Origin of the sequence: Dietzia sp. WMMA184, assembly GCF_002441635.1 — a bacterium.
In the GTDB taxonomy this organism is placed as follows: domain Bacteria; phylum Actinomycetota; class Actinomycetes; order Mycobacteriales; family Mycobacteriaceae; genus Dietzia; species Dietzia kunjamensis.
The window spans coordinates 246,372-267,764 of sequence record NZ_NXEI01000001.1; the positions used below are offsets into that span (position 1 = coordinate 246,372).

The window sequence follows — 21,393 nt, forward strand, 5'->3', positions numbered from 1 at the left end:
ATTTTCCGGCACTCCCGATCGGTCACGGACTGGTTTCGGGGAGATGTGGAGCTGATAACGGCGTGAGGTGCCCCCAGGGGTCCGCAGGGGATGGCCTTTGCTACGATGCTCTGCGGAGGGAAACCGGAAAAGGGCGCGGCGGTACACGCCGCGAGAATCCCCGGGCCCTCCCGGGTTCCGCAGGTCGGAACGAAACACTGGACATGACCACCGTCTCTGCAGGCGGCCCGAACAGGGGAGAGAGCGCTGAGCACGTCACTGCTGGCATTCAAGGGCGAGTTCCATCCGCCGTCACTAAATGACTTCTTCCCGCCGGCCGTGCTCTTCGAGGGGACTCCGTTCGCTCTGGACCGGCTGATGATCATCCGGCTGATCGCGGCGGCCGTCGTCGCGGTGTCGTTCTACCTGGCGATGCGCCGGTCGGCCGTCGTGCCGCGCGGACTGCAGAACGTCGGCGAGATCGCGCTGGACTTCGTCAAGAACAACATCTCGGACGAGATCATCGGGAAGAAGGACGGTGACCGGTTCCTCCCGGTCATCGCGACGATCTTCTTCCTCACGCTGTTCATGAACCTGCCCGCCGTGATCCCGGGCTTCAACATCTCGCCCAACGCGCGGATCGGCATGCCGCTGGTCATGGCCGCGGTCGCGTATGTGGTCTTCATCTATGCGGGAGCCAAGAAGTACGGCTTCTTCTCCTTCGTGGGCAAGTCGGTCGTCGTGCCGAACCTTCCCCCGGCGCTGCACCTGCTGGTCGTGCCGATCGAGTTCGTGTCGACCTTCATCCTGCGGCCGGCCACGCTGACCATCCGTCTGATGGCCAACATGCTGGCCGGGCACATCATGATCGTGCTGCTGTTCTCCGCCACGAACTTCTTCTTCTGGCAGTTCAACGGGTGGACCGCGGTCAGCCTCGTGACCATCATCGTGTCGGTGGCGTTCACGTTCTTCGAGCTGCTGGTGATCTTCCTGCAGGCGTACATCTTCGCGCTGCTCACCGCGGTGTACATCGACCTGTCGTTGCACGCCGACAGTCACTAAAAGACTTCCGGCGCCGCGAGCGCCGGGACACCCAGACCACACCGACGACCGAGTGCGGACATCCCGCACCGGCCATCTGAAAGGGAACGGAAACCCACATGGATATCGTCACTCTCGCCCAGGCAACCGAGACGACCGCCCGCGGTTACGGCGCCATCGGCTACGGCCTCGCCGCGATCGGCCCCGGCATCGGCATCGGCATCGTCGTCGGCAAGGCGATCGAGGGCATGGCCCGCCAGCCCGAGATGGCCGGCCAGCTGCGCACCACGATGTTCCTGGGCATCGCCTTCACCGAGGCCCTGGCGCTCATCGGTATCGTCACCGGCTTCATTTTCTGATCGCCGGCTGGCGAAGGTCAACGACATGAATCCGATCCACATTCTCGCCGCGAGCGAGACCGAGGGGCTCCCGCTGGAGGAGACGCCCAACGTCCTCTCGCCGGCGCTGTACGACATCGTCTGGTCGCTGATCCCGTTCGCTGTCGTCCTGTTCGTGTTCTGGAAGTTCGTCCTCCCGATGTTCAAGCGGGTCCTGGACGAGCGCACCCAGCGCATCGAGGGCGGCATCGAGAAGGCGGAGGCCGCACAGGCCGAGGCGAAGGCGGCCCTGAACAAGTACAACGCCCAGCTCGCCGAGGCGCGTGGCGAAGCCGCGAAGATCCGCGACGACGCGCGTGCGCAGGGGCAGCAGATCCTCGCCGACATGAAGGCGGAGGCCCAGGCCGAGAGCGACCGCATCGTCGCCGCCGGGCAGCAGCAGCTCGCCGCGCAGCGTCAGCAGATCGTCACGGAGCTCCGTGGCGACCTCGGACGCCAGTCGGTCGAGCTCGCCGAGCGGCTCATGGGTGAGCAGCTGTCCGATCCGGTCCGCCGTTCGGGCACCATCGACCGTTTCCTCGCCGACCTGGACAAGGTCGCCGGGGCGGGCCAGAAGTAAGGAAGAAGCAGACTATGCACGCAGCAAGCCGCGACGCCCTCGAGCAGTCCCGGTCGGTCCTGCAGTCCACGCTCTCCGCGAACCCGGCCGGGGGCGCCACGGGCGCCAAGGTCGGTGCCGAGCTCTTCCGGGTCGTCGACGTCCTGGAGGGTGACCGCTCCCTGCGTGTCGCCGTCGCGGACTCGTCCGCACCGGTCGAGGCCCGCGAGGACCTCGCCCGTTCGGTGTTCGGCTGGAAGATCGACGAGTCGACCCTCGCGGTCGTGCTTGCTGCGGTCGCACTGTCCTGGTCCACCCCGCGGGATCTCCGTGAGGGCCTCGTCACCCTCGGCCGGGAAGCGCTCCTGCTCTCGGCCCGGGAGCAGGGTCAGCTCGGGACGGTCGAGGACGAACTGTTCAGATTGGGCCGCATCGTCGCGGGCGACGCGGAGTTCGAGCAGGCTCTGTCCGACCGCACGACCACCACGGAGTCCAAGCGCGCACTCCTCGGTCAGGTCCTCTACGGCAAGGTGACCGCGGTCACCGAGGCGCTCGCCGGGCAGGCGATCGCCCGGCCGGACGCCATGCCCGCCGACGATCTGGACGCGCTGTCCAGGCAGGCGGCCGAACTCCAGGGACAGTCGGTGGCCGTGGTCACCAGTGCCACGGAACTCACCACCGAGCAGCGGGCCGCACTCGAGGGCAAGCTCGCCGAGATCTACGGACGGGAGATGGCGGTCCACGTCCAGGTCGACCAGGCGGTCCTCGGCGGCATGGTGATCCGCGTCGGTGACGAGATCATCGACGGTTCCGTCGCCGGGCGGCTCTCGGCCGTACGACGGGCGCTTCCCTAGGCTTCGACACCCGACGAGCAACGGTCGCACTCGGTCGATGCTCACCTGACAAGACACATCCAGACCACACTTAGTGAGAGCAGGAATGACATGGCGGAGCTGACTATCTCCTCCGACGAGATCCGCAGTGCGATTGCGAATTACACCTCGACGGTCTCCAACGAGGCGTCGCGCGAGGAGGTCGGAATCGTCACCGACACGGGCGACGGTATCGCCCACATCAGCGGACTGCCGTCCGCGATGGCCAACGAGCTGCTGGAGTTCCCGGGCGGCATCCTCGGCGTCGCACTGAACCTCGAGGACCGCGAGATCGGTGCGGTCGTCCTCGGTAACTTCGACGAGATCGCCCAGGGCCAGGAGGTGCGTCGCACCGGGGAGGTCCTCTCCGTTCCGGTCGGCGACGGCTTCCTCGGTCGCGTCGTCAACCCGCTCGGGCAGCCCATCGACGGCCTCGGCGACATCGAGTCGGAGGGCACCCGCGCCCTCGAGCTGCAGGCGCCGTCCGTTCTGGAGCGCCAGCCGGTCGAGGAGCCGATGCAGACCGGTATCAAGGCCATCGACGCCATGACGCCGATCGGCCGCGGACAGCGTCAGCTCATCATCGGTGACCGCAAGACGGGCAAGACCGCGGTCTGCATCGACGCGATCCTCAACCAGAAGGCCAACTGGGAGTCGGGCGACAAGACCAAGCAGCTGCGGTGCATCTACGTCGCGATTGGCCAGAAGGGCTCCACCATCGCGGGCGTCAAGGCGACGCTCGAGGAGAACGGCGCGATGGAGTACACCACCATCGTCGCTGCCCCCGCCTCTGACTCGGCCGGCTTCAAGTGGCTCGCGCCGTTCACCGGTTCGGCCATCGGGCAGCACTGGATGTACGACGGTGCGCACGTCCTCGTCGTGTTCGACGACCTGTCCAAGCAGGCGGATGCCTACCGTGCGATCTCGCTGCTGCTCCGTCGTCCGCCGGGTCGTGAGGCGTACCCCGGTGACGTCTTCTACCTGCACTCCCGCCTGCTCGAGCGGTGCGCCAAGCTCTCGGATGAGATGGGCGGTGGGTCGCTGACGGGTCTCCCGATCATCGAGACCAAGGCCAATGACGTCTCGGCGTTCATCCCGACCAACGTCATCTCGATCACCGACGGTCAGGTCTTCCTCGAGTCCGACCTGTTCAACCGCGGTGTGCGTCCGGCCGTCAACGTCGGTATCTCCGTCTCCCGAGTCGGCGGTGCCGCGCAGACCAAGGGCATGAAGAAGGTCTCCGGCTCGCTGCGTCTGGACCTGGCCGCGTACCGCGACCTCGAGTCGTTCGCGACGTTCGCGTCCGACCTCGACGCCGCCTCGAAGGCGCAGCTCGAGCGTGGCCAGCGTCTGGTCGAGATCCTCAAGCAGGACCAGAACTCGCCGGTCGCCGTGGAGGACCAGATCGTCTCGATCTACCTCGCCGGTGAGGGTTTCTACGACTCCGTCCCGGTCGAGGACGTCCGTCGCTTCGAGGGCGAGCTGCTCGAGACCCTGCGGCACTCCGCCTCCGACGTCTACAGCCAGATCGAGGGGGGAGCCGCGCTCTCCGACGAGTCCAAGTCGACCCTCGAGGCCAAGACCAACGAGTTCAAGGAGGGCTTCGTCGCCACCGACGGTTCCCGTGTGGTCAACGAGCCCGAGGCCGAGGCGCTGTCCGAGGACGAGATCGATCGTGAGAAGCTCACGGTCACCAAGAAGAAGGCCTGAGGCCTGCGATGACAGCCATCCGATTCAAGGTCGAGAGGAGAGTGATCCACGCCCATGGCCAACATGCGTGAACTACGCGACCGGATCAAGTCGGTCAACTCGACCAAGAAGATCACCAAGGCCCAGGAGCTGATCGCGACCTCGCAGATCTCCAAGGCCCAGGCCCGGGTCGCGGAGGCCAAGCCCTTCGCGGACCAGATCACCGCGATCCTCACCGATCTCGCGAGTGCCTCGTCGCTCAAGCACCCGATGCTCAACGAGCCGGAGAACCCGAAGCGGTCCGCCGTGCTGGTGGTGACCTCCGACCGGGGCATGTGTGGTGGTTACAACCACAACGTGCTCAAGGAGGCCGCCGAGCTCATCGCCTACCTCGAGAGCGAGGGGCGTGAGGTCGACATCTACGTGATGGGCAACAAGGGGATCGTGTACTACACGTTCCGCGAGGTCGAGCTCGCCGGTGCCTGGCACGGGCATTCGCAGAAGCCGGACTACCAGGAAGCGCGTCCGGCGTTTCAGCTCCTGTCGGCGGCTTTCAAGGCCGGCGGCGAGTCGACGTTCGACGCCTCCGAGTTCCTCGAGGGGGACGGCACGGACACCACCCGCAAGGGCGTCGACGAGGTCCACATCGTCTACACCCAGTTCAAGTCGATGCTCACGCAGACCCCGCGGGCGCGTCGACTGGCCCCGATCGAGACCGAGGTCGAGATCGAGGAGCTGGACCTGGGCGACGGCATGATGGACGACAGCCCCAGGTCGGAGTCCGAATTCAAGCCGGAGGTCTCCTTCGAGCCGGATGCGGACACCCTCCTGGACAACATCCTCCCGAGGTACATGTCGACCCGTGCCTTCGCCTCGCTCCTCGAGGCGGCGGCGTCGGAGTCGGCGGCACGACGGACCGCCATGAAGTCGGCGACCGACAACGCCACCGAGCTGGTGGAGGGCCTGAGCCGCGAGGCGAACCAGGCACGCCAGGCACAGATCACCCAGGAAATCAGCGAGATTGTCGGTGGCGCTGGTGCGCTCGCCGCTAGCGCAGGAAGTGACTAAGCAATGACCACAGCTGTTACCGATCAGAGCACGACGGGCACGGCCGGTCTCACCGGTCGGGTCGCCCGCGTCCTGGGTGCGGTCGTCGACGTGGAGTTCCCGCGCGGCGCCCTCCCGGCCCTCTTCAACGCCCTCACCGCCGAGATCACCCTCGCGGCGGTCGCCAAGACCGTGACGTTCGAGGTCGCCCAGCACCTGGGCGACAACATGGTGCGCTGCATCTCGATGCAGTCCACCGACGGACTCGTCCGCGGTGCCGAGGTGGTCGACTCCGGTCAGCCGATCTCGGTTCCGGTCGGCGACGTCGTCAAGGGCCACGTCTTCAACGCCCTGGGCGACTGCCTCGACGCGCCCGGCACCGGCCGGGACGGCGAGCAGTGGGGTATTCACCGCGAGCCGCCGGCCTTCGACCAGCTCGAGGGCAAGACCGAGATCCTCGAGACCGGCGTCAAGGTGATCGACCTGCTGACCCCGTACGTCAAGGGCGGCAAGATCGGTCTGTTCGGTGGTGCCGGTGTCGGCAAGACGGTGCTCATCCAGGAGATGATCACCCGTATCGCGCGTGAGTTCTCCGGTACGTCGGTGTTCGCCGGCGTCGGTGAGCGCACCCGTGAGGGCACCGACCTCTTCCTCGAGATGGAGGAGATGGGCGTCCTCCAGGACACCGCCCTGGTGTTCGGTCAGATGGACGAGCCGCCGGGGACGCGTATGCGCGTCGCCCTCTCGGCCCTCACCATGGCCGAGTACTTCCGCGACGTGCAGGGCCAGGACGTCCTCCTGTTCATCGACAACATCTTCCGCTTCACGCAGGCCGGTTCCGAGGTCTCGACGCTGCTCGGCCGCATGCCGTCCGCCGTCGGTTACCAGCCGACCCTCGCGGACGAGATGGGTCAGCTGCAGGAGCGAATCACCTCGACGCGTGGTCGCTCGATCACGTCGCTGCAGGCGATCTACGTCCCCGCCGACGACTACACCGACCCGGCGCCGGCCACGACGTTCGCCCACCTCGACGCCACCACGGAGCTCTCCCGCTCCATCGCGTCGAAGGGCATCTACCCGGCCGTCGACCCGCTCACCTCGACCTCTCGGATCCTCGAGCCGGGCATCGTGGGCGAGGAGCACTACCGCGTCGCCCAGGAGGTCATCCAGATCCTCCAGAAGTACAAGGAACTCCAAGACATCATCGCCATCCTCGGTATGGACGAGCTGTCCGAGGAGGACAAGGTCACGGTTCAGCGTGCCCGTCGCCTCGAGCGCTTCCTCGGCCAGAACTTCCTGGTCGCCGAGAAGTTCACCGGTCAGGTCGGTTCGGTCGTCCCGCTGTCGGACACCATCGAGGCGTTCGACAAGCTCTGCAAGGGCGAGCTGGACCACCTTCCGGAGCAGGCGTTCAACGGCATCGGCGGTCTCGACGATGTCGAGGCCAACGCCAAGAAGCTCTCCGGGAAGTGACGGTCGTCCATGGCTGAGATCGAAGTCGAGTTCGTCACCGTCGAGCGCAGGTTCTGGTCCGGGACCGCATCCATGGTGGTCGCCAAGACCAGCGAGGGTGAGATCGGTATCCAGGCCGGTCACGAGCCTCTGCTCGGTGAGCTGGATGCCGCCGGTACCGTCACGGTGTACACGGACGAGGGGCGCAAGGTCGCTGCCGTCCAGGGCGGCTTCCTGTCGGTGACCGCGAACAAGGTCAGCATCCTCGGGGAGTCCGCAGAGTGGTCGGACGCGATCGATCGCGCCGCCGCGGAGCGGCAGCTGTCCGAGGCCGGCGATGACGCCTCCGCCGCGGCCACCGCCCGGGGCCGACTCCTCGCCATCGAGAAGGCCGGCGCCTAGTACGCACGGTCCGCCCGTCACACACGGCCGCGACCGCCGGAAGGGGATGAGCAGAGTGACGGCTCCCATCGAGATCATTCTCGGGCTCGTCATCCTGCTCGTGCTCGTCCCGGTGGTCGCGGCCGTCGTGTATCGACTGGTCGTCGTGCGTCGTAATTCCACGTCGGTCCTCGTTCGCAGGGCCGGGGAGGATGCGTGGGGATACGGCGCCGTCCGGTACTCGGATACCGAGGTCGCGTTATATCGTCTGCGGAGCGTGAAGTTCGGTGCCGACGTGCGGTTGGACCGGCGGACCCTCGTGCTGGGCCCGCGTCGACAGCCCACCGGTCCGGAGCTCGACGTGGCAGAGGAGGGCGAGGTGATCGTTCCGTTCTCCGGACACGACCGCCGCGACCGTCCGGTCGAAGGTGAACTCTGCGTGGCCCTCGCAAAACTGACCGGGATGCTCGCGTGGGTCGAGGCCTGCTCCACCGAGCAGGTCCGCCCCCGGCGTCCCCACCGCTGACACCATCCGCGCCGCGTGCCGGGGGCGGTGCCCGTACCCAGGAGGAACCGTTGCGTCTCGTCGTAGCCACGTGCCAGGTCGACTACGTCGGTCGCCTCACGGCTCATCTTCCGATGGCCCCGCGGTTGTTGCTGGTCAAGGCCGACGGGTCGGTGAGCGTCCACGCGGACGACCGTGCCTACAAGCCGCTCAACTGGATGACCCCACCCTGTTCCCTCGTGGAGGGAGATCACCCGGAGAACCCGGAGCAGCAGCTGTGGGTGGTGGAGAACAAGGCGGGGGAGCAGCTACGGATCACCGTCGCCGAGGTGCACCACGACTCCCGACACGAACTGGGCGTGGACCCGGGACTGGTGAAGGACGGCGTCGAGGCACACCTGCAGGAACTGCTCGCCGAGCACATCGAGACGCTCGGGCAGGGGTACAGCCTGGTCCGCCGGGAGTACATGACGGCGATCGGCCCCGTCGACATCCTCGGCCGCGACGGTACGGGGACGACGGTCGCCGTCGAGATCAAACGCCGCGGTGAGATCGACGGCGTGGAGCAGCTGACCCGCTATCTGGAACTGCTCAACCGCGACCCGTTGCTCGCGCCGGTCAGTGGGATCTTCGCCGCCCAGATCATCAAGCCCCAGGCGCGCACGCTTGCCGAGGTCCGCGGGATCCGATGCGTGACCCTGGACTACGACTCGCTGCGGGGGATCGAGTCCACCGATCTCCGACTCTTCTGACCGCAGGCCATCGGGATGCCCAGGCGACACCGACGCGGCGACGCCGACCGGCCGCTACCGCCGCGGCACGGACTCGGGGGCTCGGCGCTCGAACCCGGGCCGGCCGGTGACCCCGATTCGTACCACGTACGGCGGATCCCCGGGGCCAGAGCGGGCAAGGACTACCGGTGCCCCGGTTGCGATCACGTGGTGATGTCCGGGACCGCGCACATCGTGGCGTGGCCGGACCGTCCCGGTGGAGACGAGGAACGTCGCCACTGGCACACGGGGTGCTGGTCCGGTCGTGGCCGGAGGGGGCTCACCCGTCGCTGGAGTTGAGGTTCGGTTCCTCCGGCAGGTCGTACTCCCCGTCGTCGCGCGCCCCGGGGATGGGTTCGAGTGTCGCCCGGATGGCGCCGAGCTCGTCCAGCACACGCTCGCGGAGCACGCGCAGGTCGTCCACATGCCGTCGTGCACGGGAGACCAGACGCTCCGCCCGGCGGCGGGCGTCGTCGACGAGCCGACGGGCCTCCTCCTCGGCCTCGCGACGCGTGGACTCCGCGGCCGCCAGCGAGGCGTCATGGCGTTGCGTTGCCGCGCGCAGCTCCTCGCTCCGGCGCAGATCCGAGGCCAGTCGGTGGTCCTCATCGATCTCGTGCCGCCGGCGCGCCGCCTCGTCGTCCAGTCGCCGGGCCTCTCGTTCCGCGGCGAGGATGATCTCCCGGGCGCGGGCGCGTGCCGCATCGAGGACGGACGAGTGCTCGGTGCGGACCGCCTCGGCACTCCTGCGGACCGCGGCCAATTCGGCGCCCGCGGTCTCCCGTAGCCGCCACGCGTCCTCCTCGGCCTCCGCGCGAATCCGGTCGGCCGTGGCGTGCGCGGAGTCACGGATGGACTCCGCTTCGGCGGTGGCCAGCGAGAGCATCGTCGACAACCTGTCCGACATCTGACCGCTGGTCACGGGAGCCCGACCGAGTTCGGCGACCCTGGCCTCGAGGTGTGCCACCCGTGCTCGTTCCCGGTCTGCGTCCGCCGCGGCCCGCTCGGCCCGGGCGACGGCGGCATCCCGGTCAGCGCGCAGGACCCCCGTCTCGGACTCGAGTCGGGTGAGGGCGCCCATCACCTGCTCACGGTCAAATCCCCTGCGCACCACCGCGAAGGACTCCGCGGTGGTGGGTGACGTGTGCATGCTCGACATGTCCCCACCCTAGCGGCGGGAGCCGGGCGAGCGACTAGTGCTGCCCGTCGGCCGGCTCGACGAGCTCAAGGAGCACGCCGCCCGCGTCCTTGGGGTGGACGAAGTTGATCCGCGAGTCCGCGGTGCCCCTCTTGGGTGCCGGGTAGAGGACCCTGACGCCCCGGCCCGTGAGATGGGCGGTGATCGCGTCGATGTCGGTCACGCGGACGGCCATCTGCTGGATGCCGGGGCCGTTGCGGTCGATGAACTTGGCGATGGTGGAGGACTCGTCCAGCGGTGCGAGGATCTGCAGCAGGGCGCCGCCTTCCGGGCGACCGGGGGAGCCGAGCATGGCCTCGCGCACGCCCTGCTCCTCGTTCACCTCCTCATGGAGGTTCTCCATCCCCAGGTTCTCGCGATACCAGTCGACGGCGGCGTCGAAATCGGGCACGGCGACCCCGACGTGGTCGATCGCCACGACGAGTTCGGAGGGCAGGAGGGGTTGGCCGGCTGGGGTAGTCGTCATGCCCATCACGTTAGTCGGTCGGTGCTCGCGGTAGTTTGGTGACCACAGTCTCATCCCCTCCATCGGAAGGTGTCTCATGACCGCCGACCCCACCCGTACCGTCATCGTCTCCGGCGCCCGCACCCCGTTCGGCCGCCTGCAGGGCGGCCTGTCCTCGCTGTCCGCCCCGGAGCTCGGCGGCATCGCGATCAGTGCGGCCCTCGAGCGGGGCGGCGTCTCCCCGGAGGCCGTCGATCAGGTGATCATGGGACAGGTGCTCTCGGCCGGCAACGGCCAGATGCCCGCGCGTCAGGCCTCGCTCGCCGCCGGGCTGCCCAAGCGCGTCGACGCGCTGAGCATCAACAAGATGTGCCTGTCCGGTATGACCGCGATCGCGCTGGCGGACCAGGCGATCCGGTCCGGGTACTCCGAGGTCATCGTTGCCGGCGGCCAGGAGTCGATGTCCCAGGCTCCGCACCTGCTGCCCAAGAGCCGCGCCGGGTATAAGTACGGGTCGATCGAGGTCCTCGATCACATGGCGTACGACGGCCTGCACGACGTTCCGACCGACCAGCCCATGGGTGCGCTCACCGAGGCGCGCAACGTCGAGCTGGAGATTACCCGTGAGCACCAGGACGAGTTCGCGGCGACCTCCCACCAGCGCGCGGCCGCGGCGGCGAAGGAGGGGCGGTTCGCCGACGAGATCGTGCCGGTGACGGTCAAGGGCCGCAAGGGCGACACCGTCGTGGACACCGACGAGGGCGTGCGCGCCGACTCGACCCCCGAGTCGATGAGCAAGCTCCGTCCGGCCTTCTCGAAGGACGGGACCATCACCGCCGGTTCGTCGTCGCAGATCTCGGACGGCGCCTCGGCGACCATCATCACGTCCGCGGCCCGTGCCGAGGCCGAGGGCTGGCCCGTGCTCGCCGAGATCGTCGGCTACGGCACCGTCGCGGGCCCCGACTCGACCCTCCAGCACCAGCCCGCCGACGCGGTGCTGAACGCGTGCGAGCGGGCGGGAGTCGACGTCTCCGACATCGACCTGTTCGAGTTCAACGAGGCCTTCGCCTCCGTCGGACTGCACTCGACCCGCATGCTCGACCTGACCCCCGACAAGGTGAACGTGAACGGCGGCGCCATCTCGATCGGTCACCCGATCGGGGTGTCCGGCAACCGCGTGGTGCTGACCCTGGCCCTCGAGCTCGCACGCCGCGGCGGCGGGCTCGGAGCGGCTGCCCTGTGCGGCGGCGGCGGCCAGGGTGACGCCCTGATCATCCGGGTGCCCGCGGCCGGCTGACACCCCCGCGCGCCCGTCGTGGCAGGATCGGAGCCGTGACGAGACCAGGTAACCGACCCCCGTCCGCCGCCGAACAGAAGCTCGCGGCGTCGCTCGCAGGCGCCGTCGACCTGTCCGGTCTGAAGAAGCGGGCCGAGACCCGCCGGGGCGCGACCGAGACCGGTCGCGCCCCGGGGCAGGGCGGCCCGCCGCCGGGCTCCGGTCCGGCGGTCCTGGTGGAGGTGGACGAGGCCTCCTTCGAGCAGGAGGTCCTGGCCCGGTCCGCCCAGGTTCCCGTGATCCTCGAGCTGGTGTCCCAGCGGGCGCCGACCGCGCTGACCAGCCTGCTGGACGCACTGGCGATGGAGGCCGGCGGTCAGTGGGTCCATGCGACCGTCGACGTCGACGTCTCCCCGGGCATCGCGCAGGCGCTGCAGGCCCGGGCGGTGCCGACCGTGTACGCGGTGGCGGCGGGCCGCCCGCTCGCCGACTTCGAGGGTGAGCAGCCGGAGGAGGCCCTACGTCAGTGGCTCGCGGCCGTGCTCCGGGCGACCGAGGGCAAGTTGGGTGGGCCCGCACCGGACACCGACGACGTGGAGCCGGAGGAGCCCACCGACCCCGAGCGGGATGCCGCCGAGGACGCGCTCGCCGAGGGCGACCTGGCGGCCGCGGAGGAGCGCTTCACGGCGCTCGTGGACTCCCGCCCGGGAGAGCACTCCCTGGTGGAGGCGCTGCGCTACGTCCAGGCCTCTCGCCGCTCGGTGGAGGCGGCCGACACGGGCGAGGGGGCCGTCCCCGACGCCCTGCGGGCCGCCGACGCCGCCCTGGTGGGCGGCGAGTACGAGGCCGCGTTCGCGACGCTGGTGAACGCGATCCGTGTCCACGGTGGTGACGAGCGGGCCACGTTGCGTGCGCGCCTGCTCGAGCTCCTCGAGGCGCTGCCGGTGGACGATGCACGCGTGCTGGCCGCGCGCCGGGACCTCGCGAGCGCGCTCTACTGACGCTCGGCTCCCGGCCGGTCAGGCTCCCGCGATCTCCGTCGTCGTCGGTGCCGTGTGTCGGAACCACACGGTGGCGCGGGGGCCGACCGTGATCGCCGCGGAATAGGGCCGTCCGTGGTGGGGTGCCGGCTCGGCGTGGACACCGCCGAGGTTGCCCGCGCCCGAGCCCTCGTAGGCCGAGGCGTCGGTGTTGAGGATCTCCTCCCAGTACCCGTCCTCGGGGAGCCCGATGCGGTAATCGCCGAGTGCGGCGCCGGAGAAGTTGACCACGCACGCGACGGTGTTGCCGGCGTGGTCGGTCCGCAGGAAGGACAGCGTGTTGTGGGCGGCGTCGTTGGCGTCGATCCACGAGAAGCCGGAGGGGTCGTCGTCGAGCGACCACAGGCCGGGATTGTCGGCGTAGCGGGCGTTGAGGTCCCGCACGCAGGCGAGGATGCCACGGTGATACTCGCCCTCCCAGCCCTCGAGATTCTCCCAGGCGACACCCTTGTCGGCGTCCCACTCGGTGGTCTGCCCGAACTCGAGGCCCTGGAAGAGCAGCTTCTTGCCGGGGTGCGCCCACATGTAGGCGTACAGGCTGCGGATGCTGGCCGCACGGTCCCACGAGGTGCCGGGCATACGCTCCCACATCGATCCCTTGCCGTGGACCACCTCGTCGTGGCTCAGGGGGAGGACGAACCGCTCGCTCCAGGCGTACATCATCGAGAATGTGATCTCGCCGTGGTGGAAGCCACGGTAGATCGGGTCGAGCCCCACGTAGCGCAGGGTGTCGTTCATCCAGCCCATGTTCCACTTCATGGAGAACCCGAGGCCGCCCGTGTAGGTGGGCGAGGTGACGCCGCCCCAGGACGTGGATTCCTCGGCCACGGTGAGGAAACCGGGGTGCTCCCGGGCCAGGGTGGCGTTGACCTCCTGGAGGAACGAGATGGCCTCGAGGTTCTCCCGTCCACCGTGGATGTTGGGGGTCCACTCGCCGGCCTCGCGGGAGTAGTCGAGGTAGAGCATCGAGGCCACGGCGTCCACCCGCAGTCCGTCGATGTGGAACTCCTCGGCCCAGTACAGGGCGTTGGCGACGAGGAAGTTGCGCACCTCGTGGCGGCCGAAGTCGAAGACGTAGGTGCCCCAGTCGGGCTGTTCGCCGCGTCGGGGGTCGGCGTGCTCGTAGAGCGGGGTGCCGTCGAACCGGCCGAGCGACCACTCGTCCTTGGGGAAGTGGGCGGGTACCCAGTCCACCAGGACTCCAATACCGCGGGAGTGGAGGTGATCGATGACGTAGCGCAGGTCGTCCGGGGTGCCGAACCGGCTGGTCGGGGCGAAGTACGACGAGACCTGGTAGCCCCACGAGCCGCCGAAGGGGTGCTCGGCGACCGGCATCAACTCCACGTGGGTGAACCCGGTCTCGATGATGTGGTCGGCGAGTTCGTGCGCGAACTCGCGGTAGTCGAGGCCGGGCCGCCAGGAGCCGACGTGGACCTCGAGGACGGTCATCGGGGAGTGCGAGTGGTCGCGGGTCGCGCGGGCGGCGATCCACTCGTCGTCGTTCCACTCGTAGCCGGAGGTGAACACCTTCGACCCGGTCGAGGGCGGCACCTCGGTGGCCACCGCCATGGGGTCGGCGTGGTCGATGGTCCGGCCGTCGGCCCCGCGGACGCAGTACTTGTAGACGGCGCCGTCGGCGACGTCGGGGACGAACAACTCCCACACCCCGGAGGACCCGATCGAGCGCATGGGCAGCGCGGTGGGATTCCATCCGCAGAAGTCGCCGACGACGCTCATCCCGCGGGCGTTGGGCGCCCACACGGCGAATGACGTGCCGGTGACCGGTCCGCCCGCGGTCTCGTAGGTGCGCACGTGGGCGCCGAGGACATCCCACAGTCGTTCGTGGCGCCCTTCGCCGATGAGGTGCAGGTCGACCTCGCCCAGCGTCGGGAGGAAGCGGTAGCCGTCCGCGACGGTGCGCGTGTGGCCGTCGGGGTAGCGGACCCGGAAACGGTAGTCGGGCACCTCCGTCTCGGGCACCGCCGCGTGGAACAGTCCGTCGCCGACCGGGGTCATGGGGACGGTGCGGTCGTCGAACACGATCTCCACCTCCACCGCGCCCGGCTGGACGGTGCGGACGACCGAGCCGTCGCCGTCGCGGTGCGCGCCGTAGACGGAGTGCGGGTCGTGGTGGGTACCGGACCGGAGCCGGCCGAGGACGTCGTGCGGGATCGGCGTCGGTTCCGTGGGAGTGACGGGCCCGGGGGACGCGACGGGCGCCGTGGCCGGCGCGGGCGGTGTCGGTGACGGCGGTGACGGCGGTGATGAAGACGGCGGCGACGACGACGAGGGCGACGACGACGAGGTCTGCTCCGGCTGGAGCCGGTCGGTGGAGCGGTCCTTCTTCTTGTGCTGTGCCATGGCCGTTCGCCTCAATCCACGGTGTGCGTGCGGTAGGACAGTTCGACCCTACGTGCTTCGTCGCAGGGCGGGATCGCGATGATGTGTGCGACGGCGGTCCACGGCTCGAGCCGGACGTAGTTGCTCGACCCCCAGTGGAACTCGGAGCCCGTCACCTCGTCGCGGACGCTGAACCGGGCGTCGGCGTCGTACCCCAGGGCCGCCATGTCGAGGTGGAGGGTGCCCTCCTGGACGCCGAGGGAGTCCAGGGAGACCACCGTGAGAACGCAGTCTCCGGTGGCCGGGTCGACCTTGGAGTAGGCGATGATCTGGTCGTTGTCCACGTCGTGGAACGTCAGGGTGCGCAGCTGCTGCAGGGCGGGGTGCTCGCGGCGGACCCGGTTGAGGGTGCGCAGCCACGGGGCGAGCGACTGCCCGGCGGCCTCCGCGGCGGCGAAGTCACGGGGCCGCAGCTCGTACTTCTCCGAGTCGAGGTACTCCTCGCTGCCGTCGGCGACGGGCTGCCATTCGTAGAGCTCGTAGCCGGAGTACACGCCCCACGCGGGCGAGAGCGTCGCGGCGAGCACCGCCCGGATCGCGAACATCGCCGGGCCGCCACGTTGGAGCGACTCGTGGAGGATGTCCGGGGTGTTGGTGAACATGTTGGGGCGGGCTTCGTCGACGTGGGCCAGCAGCTGCTCGCAGAACTCCACCAACTCGGCCTTCGTGGTCTTCCACGTGAAGTAGGTGTAGGACTGCGAGAACCCGCGCTTGGCCAGTCCGAACAGCCGGGCCGGCCGGGTGAAGGCCTCCGCCAGGAACAGCACGTCCGGCTCGGTCCGCTTCACCTCGCTGATGAGGCGGTTCCAGAAGTCGGCCGGCTTGGTGTGCGGGTTGTCCACCCGGAAGATCCGTACCCCGAGGGACGTCCACAGCCGGACGACACGCAGCACCTCGGCGTAGATGCCCTCGGGGTCGGTGTCGAAGTTGACCGGGTAGATGTCCTGGTACTTCTTGGGCGGGTTCTCGGCGTAGGCGATGTGCCCGTCGGGCAGCACTGTGAACCACTCGGGGTGTTCGGCGGCCCACGGGTGGTCGGGCGCGCACTGCAGGGCCAGGTCCAGTGCGACCTCGACGCCGCGCTCCCCGGCGTAGGTCACCAGGTCCCGGAAGTCGTCGACGGTGCCGAGGTCGGGGTGGACCGCGTCGTGTCCGCCCTCGGCGGAGCCGATGGCCCACGGTGACCCGACGTCGTCGGGCCCGGGGGTCAGGGTGTTGTTGCGGCCCTTGCGGTTGATTTCGCCGATGGGGTGGATCGGCGGCAGGTACACGACGTCGAACCCGAGGTCGGCCGCGTGATCGACGTAGGAGCGCGAGGTGGTGAACGTCCCGTGGACGGGACGGCCCTCGTCGTCCCACCCGCCGGTGGAGCGGGGGAAGAACTCGTACCAGGAGCTGAACTGCGCCTCGCGACGGTCCACCCACACGCGGTGGGTCTGACCGACGGTCACCAGTTCGCGCACGGGATCGTCGGCCAGCGCGGCCGCGACCTCGTCCGACAGCGCCGGGGCGGTCCGGGTGGCCGCGTCGCCCGGGCCGCGCAGCGCGGCGGCGGCCCCGGTCAGCAGGTCGACCCGGGCGGCGGCGCCGGCGACCGTCGCCCGGGCGATCGCGGTGTCGAGCACGCGGGCGCCCACCTCGAACTCGTTGCCCAGCTCGCCCGAGTCCAGGCCCGCGGCCATCTTCTTGACGATGCCGCTGCGCCACGTGGCGAACGGGTCGGACCACGCCTCCACCCGGAACGACCACATCCCCGCCACATCCGTGGGCAGCAGCGCGTGGACGGTGTCCGGCTCGGTGCCGGGCACCATCGTGGTGCGGGAGGACGCGCCGCCGGGTCGGCGGACGACCAGGCTGGCGGACAGGGCGTCGTGGCCCTCGCGCCAGACGATCGCGGAGACGGGCAGGATCTCCCCGACCACGGACTTGGACGGGAACCTCCCGCAGGAGACGAGGGGGCGGACCTCATCGATGGCCAGACGGTCGTTCACGTCGGTGCTCCTCTCGGCGGGTGGGCGCCGCGGTGGGCGGCGTCACCTCCACGACGCTAGCGAAGTCGGGCCGATCCTTCAGGGGTGCCCGAGTCGGCGTTCACCTGCACGGCCGTGTTCTTCGCCACCCGTCCTCCCGATTACCGGTTAGATGGGCGTCGTGAGCACCCTGATCGACATCGACCCCGACCTCGTCCTCGACCTCCGCGACGTCTCGCTCCGGCGGGACGGCACGTCCCTCGTGGGGCCCCTGTCCTGGCAGGTGGAACTGGACGAGAGGTGGGTGGTGCTCGGCCCCAACGGCGCGGGCAAGACCTCGTTGCTGCGGATCGCCTCGGCCCTGGAGTACCCGAGCACGGGGACGGCCGTCATCCTCGGGGAGCAGCTGGGCCGGACGGAGGTGACCGAGCTGCGCAGCCGTGTCGGCCTGTCGTCGGTCGCGGTGGCCGGTCGCATCCCCGGCGACGAGGTGGTGCAGGATCTGGTCATCTCCGCCGGATACGCCGTGCTGGGCCGCTGGCGGGAGAAGTACGACCCGGAGGATTTCGAGCGCGCCGCGGACACCCTCGAGTCGATCGGGGCGGAGCACCTGGCCGAGCGAACCTGGGGCACCCTCTCCGAGGGGGAGCGCAAGCGCGTGCTCATCGCCCGCGCCATGATGACCGATCCCGAACTGCTGCTCCTCGACGAGCCGGGGGCGGGGCTGGACCTGGGCGGCCGGGAGGACCTGGTCGCCCGCCTCGGGGACATGGCGATGGATCCGGACGCCCCCGCCACGGTCCTGGTCACCCACCACGTGGAGGAGATCCCCCCGGGGTTCACCCACGCCATGCTCCTGGCGGAGGGCGAGGTCACCGCGATGGGGCTGATCGACGAGGTGATCACCTCCGACAATCTCAGCAGGGCCTTCTCCCAGTCGATCGTCGTGGACGCGATCGACGGACGCTACTTCGCGCGCCGGGCGCGCCGCTCGGGCCGGCACCGGCGGACACCACGGGCATGACGGCACGTGAGGCTCCCGCGGCGTTCGCGCCGGAGTCCGTGCCGGTCCGCGAGGCCGCTACGGTCGCCCTGGTCCGCGACGCGCGGGTCGGCGGGGGAGTGGAGGTCTTCCTGCAGCACCGGGTGGCGACCATGCAGTTCGCCGCCGGGATGTCGGTGTTCCCCGGCGGAGGCGTCGAACCGCGGGACTACCACGGCACCCGCCCCTGGCGCGGGCCCGAGCCGGAGTGGTGGGCCGGGCGGTTCGGGATCGAGGCGGACCGCGCCGCCGCGGCCGTCCGCGGGGTGGCGCGGGAACTGTTCGAGGAGACCGGGGTGCTGCTCGCCGAGCCGGCGACCGGGCCGGGAGCCGCCGCACCGGCCGACCCGCCGGGCCCCGACGAGCGGCGCGCACTCGACGCGGGGGAGGGCGACCTGGATTCGCTGCTCGCCGCGCACGGGCTGGTGCTGTCCGCGCACCTGCTGCGCCCGTGGGACCGGTGGACCACCCCGGTCGGACCCCCGCGCCGGTACGACACCTTGTTCTTCGTGGCGGCCCTGCCCCACGGCGTCGAGCCGGACGGCGGCACGACCGAGGCGCGCGCGACCGAGTGGATCCGCGCCGACGACGCCGCGCAGGCGGGGACCCTCGGCCGGCTCGGCATGCTGCGCCCGACCCTCGACGTGCTGTCCGATCTGGCCGCCGCCGCCGATGTCGACGAGGTCCTGGCCACCCCGCGGGCCATCGCTCCGGGCGGGAACTAACGTTGCGTCGGTGACCCCCGAGGACCTGGAGTTCCTGCGCACCGCCGCCGGACGCGACCTGCTCGACCTCGTCGCCGGCCTGGCGTGGTCCCGCGCGGACCTCGTGGCCTCGACAGCGGCCGTCCGGCGCGCGGATCCCGTGCATGCGGCGGCGGCGATCGACGTCGTCACCGCCCGGGCGCGCGCGAGGGGTCGAATCCGGGGTGCCGGGGCGATGCTGCTCACCGACGAGGCCGTCCAGCAGGCCACCGCGTGGCCCGTCGCGGCCCTGCGGGCCGGGCGCCTGGCAGGACGGGACGTCCACGACGTCACCTGTTCCGTCGGCGCCGAGCTCACCGAACTCGTCCGGACGGCCGACCGGGTGATCGGCTCGGATCTGGATCCGGTCCGCGCGCGGATGGCGGCCCACAACGTCCCCGGAGCACTCGTGTGCGTGGCCGACGCGCTCGCCCCGCCCAGCCGCGACGCCGTCCTGGTGGCGGACCCCGCCCGCCGGTCCAGGGGCCGTCGGGTCCACGACCCGGCGCGGCTCAGCCCGCCGCTGCCCGACCTGCTCGCCGTCGCCGCCGACCGCGATCACGTCATCAAGTGCGCCCCGGGCCTCGACACCTCGGTGCTCGACCACTGCGGGGAGGTCGAACTGGTGTCCCTCGACGGCTCGGTGCGGGAGGCGTGCCTGTGGTCGCCGGGCCTGTCCGCGGGTGTGCGCCGCCGTGCGACCGTGGTCCGCACCACCGCCGCCGACGCGGCCGGACCGTGGGGACCACCGCGCCTCGTCGCGGACGGGGTCGCGGTCCACGTGGAGGAGGTGACCGACGGCGACGACGACGAGGTGGACGCCCACGAGGAGGCCGAGCGGTTCATCGTGGACCCCGACGGGGCGGTCGTCCGCGCCGGACTCGTACGGCACTGGGCCCGCCGCCACGGGCTCCGCCAGCTCGACCCGAGGATCGCCCATCTGACCGGGCCACGGGTCCCGGACGGCTACACCGGGTTCGAGGTGCTCGAGAAGTGCAGGCTCGACCGCAAGCAGCTGCGCCGCGTGCTGCGCCGGCGAGAGTGCGGGTCGTTGGAGATCCTCGTCCGCGGCGTCGACACCGACCCGGACGTGCTGCGACGCTCGCTCTCGCTCAGCGGGTCACGGCCACTCGCGCTGGTGGTGACCCGGATCGGCAGCTCCGCCGTGGTGTTCGTGTGCGGGCCGCGCACCGCTCACTCGAACACGTAGAGGGCGCCCACCGCGGTCGTCAGCGCGATCCGGCCGTCCGCGTCGACGCTGAGTCCCGAGACCGGGCCCGTCGCGGCGGGCACCTCGATCCGGTGGAGGGTGGCGCCGTCGGCGCCGTCGAGCAGGTGGACCGCGATGCCGGGCTCGTCGTCGGATCCGCCCGAGCGCACGGCCACCAGCACCCGCCCGTCCGGCGTCGCGGCGGGGTTGGTGAGCTGGCGCAGGTCGTCCCGGCGCCAGACCACCCGGCCGGTTCCGTCCTGCCCGCGAACGGCCACCACCGGCGCCGGGCCCGCGTCGTCGTCGTGGTCGTCGTCGGGTCCCCTCCACACGGTCGTCGTGCGACCGCCGCTGACCACGGTGCCGTCGGGCAACAGGGCGGGCGGCGTGTCCGGCCGGTACCCGACGGGGGCGGTCCACAGTGCCGTGCCGTCGGACGTCGAGTACGCGGCGAGATCGCCGTCGGCCGCGTGGACGTAGACCTCGTCCCGGTCGTTCGACAGCACCACCGGCGTCCCCAGGCGCCCGTCGGGCAGGGGTGCACGCCACAGCACGTCGAGGGCAGTGACTTCACCGGCGACCAGTCGCACCGCCACCAACTCCGGATCGTCGGCGCCCGGCGTCCACGCGGTGAGGTAGGCGGTGGCCGTGTCCGTGTCCACGGCCGCGGGGGCGGGGACCGGGCAACCCCGCGCGCCGGTCGCGCACCACGGGAGCCCGTACGCCGGGTCGTCCGTGGAGATGTCGCCGGCGATCCGCAGTTCGGGCGTGACGTCCAGACCGGTGTGGGCGTTGATCACCCGTGCCGCCCCCAGGTGCGACACGAGCAGCAGGTGGCGTCCGTCCAGCAACGTCACGGTCGTGGGCACGCCCCGGGTCGCGGCGGTCCATCGGTTCTCGCCCTCGGCCGTCAGGGCGCCGACCCCGCCGTAGAGGGGCACGAACAGCGAACCGCGCCCGTCGACTGTCGCGGTGATCCGCGGCCCGTCGGTCGGCAGGCGCAGACACCACCGCTTGCGGCCGTCGTCGGCGGTCAGTGCGAAGAGGTTGCACCCGCGCTCGGAGATCGTGGCCTGGAACGACGTGCCGATGCCGTCCGAGGAGGCCACGCCGACCGCGGGCGCACCGAGGGCGCGTGACCACAGCAGTCCGGGGGCGTCCGAGACCCCGGAGTGTGCGCGACCGGAGTTCGGCGGGCCACCCGCGAGCGAGGACCAGCTCGCGGCCTGGCCCAGGCGGGCGCCGCCGCTCTCCGTATCCGAGGCGCAGCCGGCGGCCACCCCCGCCGCCAGCGCGACGGCGACCAAGGCCCGCGCGGTGCGCGGTGTCAGTGCCGGTGTCGGTGCCGGTGCCACAGGTCCCCCCCGTCGAGTCGAGACAGTCACACGAGAGAGTAG

The 21,393-nt window shown here is 70.4% G+C and carries 21 protein-coding genes; 16 read left to right on the forward strand and 5 right to left on the reverse strand.

The genetic code is table 11. The annotated features are described in order from the left end of the window. Positions 1–261: 261 nt before the first annotated feature. The 11 genes from atpB to CK206_RS20220 all read left to right on the forward strand — a co-directional run bounded on the left by atpB (position 262) and on the right by CK206_RS20220 (position 8,972). A complete protein-coding gene (gene atpB, locus CK206_RS01120; protein ID WP_096905255.1) occupies positions 262–1,041 on the forward strand; it encodes a F0F1 ATP synthase subunit A in 780 nt (259 codons plus the stop codon). Between the two features lie 98 nt (positions 1,042–1,139). Next, positions 1,140–1,379, forward strand: coding sequence for an ATP synthase F0 subunit C (locus CK206_RS01125; RefSeq protein WP_067718337.1), 240 nt, complete (start codon positions 1,140–1,142; stop codon positions 1,377–1,379). A gap of 25 nt (positions 1,380–1,404) precedes the next feature. Then, positions 1,405–1,977 carry a F0F1 ATP synthase subunit B gene (locus tag CK206_RS01130; protein ID WP_096905256.1) on the forward strand — a complete coding sequence of 191 codons (573 nt, stop codon included), beginning with the start codon at positions 1,405–1,407 and terminating at the stop codon, positions 1,975–1,977. Positions 1,978–1,991: 14 nt separating this feature from the next. Then, a complete protein-coding gene (locus CK206_RS01135) occupies positions 1,992–2,810 on the forward strand; it encodes a F0F1 ATP synthase subunit delta (protein ID WP_067718333.1) in 819 nt (272 codons plus the stop codon). A gap of 90 nt (positions 2,811–2,900) precedes the next feature. Next, positions 2,901–4,538 carry a F0F1 ATP synthase subunit alpha gene (gene atpA / locus CK206_RS01140; RefSeq protein WP_096905257.1) on the forward strand — a complete coding sequence of 546 codons (1,638 nt, stop codon included), beginning with the start codon at positions 2,901–2,903 and terminating at the stop codon, positions 4,536–4,538. A 54-nt stretch (positions 4,539–4,592) separates the two neighbouring features. Beyond that, positions 4,593–5,585: a F0F1 ATP synthase subunit gamma gene (locus CK206_RS01145; protein ID WP_096905258.1), complete on the forward strand. Its 993-nt coding sequence runs from the start codon at positions 4,593–4,595 to the stop codon at positions 5,583–5,585. Between the two features lie 3 nt (positions 5,586–5,588). Continuing rightward, entirely contained in the window at positions 5,589–7,037 is a 1,449-nt protein-coding gene (gene atpD, locus CK206_RS01150; RefSeq protein WP_067718325.1) for a F0F1 ATP synthase subunit beta, read from the forward strand. A gap of 9 nt (positions 7,038–7,046) precedes the next feature. After that, entirely contained in the window at positions 7,047–7,418 is a 372-nt protein-coding gene (locus CK206_RS01155) for a F0F1 ATP synthase subunit epsilon (RefSeq protein WP_067718322.1), read from the forward strand. 46 nt (positions 7,419–7,464) lie between these two features. After that, positions 7,465–7,923: a DUF2550 family protein gene (locus CK206_RS01160; protein ID WP_254050440.1), complete on the forward strand. Its 459-nt coding sequence runs from the start codon at positions 7,465–7,467 to the stop codon at positions 7,921–7,923. Between the two features lie 50 nt (positions 7,924–7,973). Further along, the gene (nucS, locus tag CK206_RS01165) at positions 7,974–8,654 is read left to right on the forward strand and encodes an endonuclease NucS (RefSeq protein ID WP_096905260.1); all 681 of its coding nucleotides are present in this window, start codon (positions 7,974–7,976) and stop codon (positions 8,652–8,654) included. Positions 8,655–8,669: 15 nt separating this feature from the next. After that, complete coding sequence (locus CK206_RS20220; RefSeq protein WP_096905261.1) at positions 8,670–8,972, forward strand: ATP/GTP-binding protein; 303 nt, start codon at positions 8,670–8,672, stop codon at positions 8,970–8,972. Here the strand turns inward: CK206_RS20220 and CK206_RS01175 are convergent. Both CK206_RS01175 and mce read right to left on the reverse strand, forming a co-directional pair. Further along, a complete protein-coding gene (locus CK206_RS01175; RefSeq protein ID WP_254050441.1) occupies positions 8,953–9,831 on the reverse strand; it encodes a hypothetical protein in 879 nt (292 codons plus the stop codon). The genes CK206_RS20220 and CK206_RS01175 overlap by 20 nt on opposite strands. A 34-nt stretch (positions 9,832–9,865) precedes the next feature. Then, a complete protein-coding gene (mce, locus tag CK206_RS01180; RefSeq protein ID WP_096907211.1) occupies positions 9,866–10,336 on the reverse strand; it encodes a methylmalonyl-CoA epimerase in 471 nt (156 codons plus the stop codon). Between the two features lie 76 nt (positions 10,337–10,412). Between mce and CK206_RS01185 the strand changes: the two genes are divergently transcribed. Together CK206_RS01185 and CK206_RS01190 are read left to right on the forward strand one after the other, a co-directional pair. Next, positions 10,413–11,612 (forward strand): acetyl-CoA C-acetyltransferase, encoded by a 1,200-nt coding sequence (locus CK206_RS01185; protein WP_096905263.1) that lies wholly within the window; start codon positions 10,413–10,415, stop codon positions 11,610–11,612. Positions 11,613–11,647: 35 nt separating this feature from the next. Next, positions 11,648–12,592 carry a tetratricopeptide repeat protein gene (locus tag CK206_RS01190; RefSeq protein WP_096905264.1) on the forward strand — a complete coding sequence of 315 codons (945 nt, stop codon included), beginning with the start codon at positions 11,648–11,650 and terminating at the stop codon, positions 12,590–12,592. An 18-nt stretch (positions 12,593–12,610) separates the two neighbouring features. Here the strand turns inward: CK206_RS01190 and glgB are convergent, their stop codons facing one another. Together glgB and CK206_RS01200 are read right to left on the reverse strand one after the other, a co-directional pair. Next, the gene (gene glgB / locus CK206_RS01195) at positions 12,611–14,992 is read right to left on the reverse strand and encodes a 1,4-alpha-glucan branching protein GlgB (RefSeq protein WP_254050442.1); all 2,382 of its coding nucleotides are present in this window, start codon (positions 14,990–14,992) and stop codon (positions 12,611–12,613) included. 11 nt (positions 14,993–15,003) lie between these two features. After that, positions 15,004–17,022 (reverse strand): maltotransferase domain-containing protein, encoded by a 2,019-nt coding sequence (locus tag CK206_RS01200; RefSeq protein WP_096905265.1) that lies wholly within the window; start codon positions 17,020–17,022, stop codon positions 15,004–15,006. 151 nt (positions 17,023–17,173) lie between these two features. On the opposite strand from CK206_RS01200, the gene CK206_RS01205 reads away from it, so the two are divergent. From CK206_RS01205 to CK206_RS01215, 3 genes are read left to right on the forward strand one after another with little or no spacing between them, the layout of a single operon-like run. After that, positions 17,174–18,025: an ABC transporter ATP-binding protein gene (locus tag CK206_RS01205; protein ID WP_096905266.1), complete on the forward strand. Its 852-nt coding sequence runs from the start codon at positions 17,174–17,176 to the stop codon at positions 18,023–18,025. Beyond that, positions 18,022–18,768 carry an NUDIX hydrolase gene (locus tag CK206_RS01210; protein ID WP_096905267.1) on the forward strand — a complete coding sequence of 249 codons (747 nt, stop codon included), beginning with the start codon at positions 18,022–18,024 and terminating at the stop codon, positions 18,766–18,768. The genes CK206_RS01205 and CK206_RS01210 overlap by 4 nt, the downstream gene beginning before the upstream one ends. A 10-nt stretch (positions 18,769–18,778) precedes the next feature. Continuing rightward, on the forward strand, positions 18,779–19,996 hold the full coding sequence (locus tag CK206_RS01215) for an SAM-dependent methyltransferase (RefSeq protein ID WP_096905268.1): 1,218 nt from the start codon (positions 18,779–18,781) through the stop codon (positions 19,994–19,996). Here the strand turns inward: CK206_RS01215 and CK206_RS01220 are convergent. Further along, positions 19,981–21,351 carry a PQQ-binding-like beta-propeller repeat protein gene (locus tag CK206_RS01220; protein ID WP_254050443.1) on the reverse strand — a complete coding sequence of 457 codons (1,371 nt, stop codon included), beginning with the start codon at positions 21,349–21,351 and terminating at the stop codon, positions 19,981–19,983. The genes CK206_RS01215 and CK206_RS01220 overlap by 16 nt on opposite strands. Positions 21,352–21,393: the final 42 nt, after the last annotated feature.

Coding starts and splice junctions, on each gene's coding strand:
- CK206_RS01125 (WP_067718337.1), top strand. CDS start 1,140: ATGGATATCGTCACTCTCGCCCAGGCAACCGAGACGACCGCCCGCGGT.
- CK206_RS01130 (WP_096905256.1), top strand. CDS start 1,405: ATGAATCCGATCCACATTCTCGCCGCGAGCGAGACCGAGGGGCTCCCG.
- CK206_RS01135 (WP_067718333.1), top strand. CDS start 1,992: ATGCACGCAGCAAGCCGCGACGCCCTCGAGCAGTCCCGGTCGGTCCTG.
- atpA (WP_096905257.1), top strand. CDS start 2,901: ATGGCGGAGCTGACTATCTCCTCCGACGAGATCCGCAGTGCGATTGCG.
- CK206_RS01145 (WP_096905258.1), top strand. CDS start 4,593: ATGGCCAACATGCGTGAACTACGCGACCGGATCAAGTCGGTCAACTCG.
- atpD (WP_067718325.1), top strand. CDS start 5,589: ATGACCACAGCTGTTACCGATCAGAGCACGACGGGCACGGCCGGTCTC.
- CK206_RS01155 (WP_067718322.1), top strand. CDS start 7,047: ATGGCTGAGATCGAAGTCGAGTTCGTCACCGTCGAGCGCAGGTTCTGG.
- CK206_RS01160 (WP_254050440.1), top strand. CDS start 7,465: ATGAGCAGAGTGACGGCTCCCATCGAGATCATTCTCGGGCTCGTCATC.
- CK206_RS20220 (WP_096905261.1), top strand. CDS start 8,670: ATGCCCAGGCGACACCGACGCGGCGACGCCGACCGGCCGCTACCGCCG.
- CK206_RS01175 (WP_254050441.1), bottom strand. CDS start 9,831: ATGTCGAGCATGCACACGTCACCCACCACCGCGGAGTCCTTCGCGGTG.
- mce (WP_096907211.1), bottom strand. CDS start 10,336: ATGACGACTACCCCAGCCGGCCAACCCCTCCTGCCCTCCGAACTCGTC.
- CK206_RS01185 (WP_096905263.1), top strand. CDS start 10,413: ATGACCGCCGACCCCACCCGTACCGTCATCGTCTCCGGCGCCCGCACC.
- glgB (WP_254050442.1), bottom strand. CDS start 14,992: ATGGCACAGCACAAGAAGAAGGACCGCTCCACCGACCGGCTCCAGCCG.
- CK206_RS01205 (WP_096905266.1), top strand. CDS start 17,174: ATGGGCGTCGTGAGCACCCTGATCGACATCGACCCCGACCTCGTCCTC.
- CK206_RS01210 (WP_096905267.1), top strand. CDS start 18,022: ATGACGGCACGTGAGGCTCCCGCGGCGTTCGCGCCGGAGTCCGTGCCG.